The organism is Shimia sediminis, assembly GCF_003990645.1.
GTDB lineage: Bacteria > Pseudomonadota > Alphaproteobacteria > Rhodobacterales > Rhodobacteraceae > Shimia > Shimia sediminis.
Genome location: NZ_RYZK01000093.1, coordinates 1 through 620, shown reverse-complemented (window position 1 = coordinate 620; position 620 = coordinate 1). Strand labels below are relative to the sequence as shown.

1 pseudogene is annotated in these 620 nt (G+C 45.2%); it reads right to left on the bottom strand.

Features of this window, described 5'->3' with window-relative positions:
• A pseudogene (locus EK369_RS23000) lies at positions 1 to 620 on the bottom strand (hypothetical protein); the annotation flags it as partial.

The window sequence follows — 620 nt, the reverse complement described above, 5'->3', positions numbered from 1 at the left end:
AATATGTTTTTCTACAGTGACTGGGTACGGTTTAGGGACGTGGACGGGGTAGGGCCTGTCGATGGGAACTTTGACTGGATAAGGTACTGGTTTATCTACAGATACTGGATAGAATTTCTTAACTTCGTAAGGTACAGGCACTGGTTTCTCAACGGGGTAAGCTTTTGGTACCTCCACTGGAACTTTGACAGGGTAGTGAACAGGGTAAGGCTTCTTCACTTCATAAGGAACAGCATGTGGAACTAGATAAGGTACTTTCTTTTCGATGGTTATTGCTTTCACATTATGTTCTTCTATATGATGGCCTCCCCCCAAACCACCACCAAGATCCAGGCCGTGACCTCCACCAAAATCATGACCACCAAAATCATGACCACCAAAATCGTGACCACCGAAATCATGACCTCCTAATGCAAGATCGTGTGATCCTAACCCTCCAGAGAATAGTTCATCTTCTCCTCCAAATCCGTGGTGATCTCCCAGGAGCAACCCTCTTTTCTCGTTCTTCTTGACATCTTTCTGCTCGACCTCTTTCTTTTCGACGTCTTTCTTCGCTTCTTCTGCTAAAACGATAGCCAGGAAGGCGAAAAGGATAAACTTGGACTTCATTTTGACGTGTG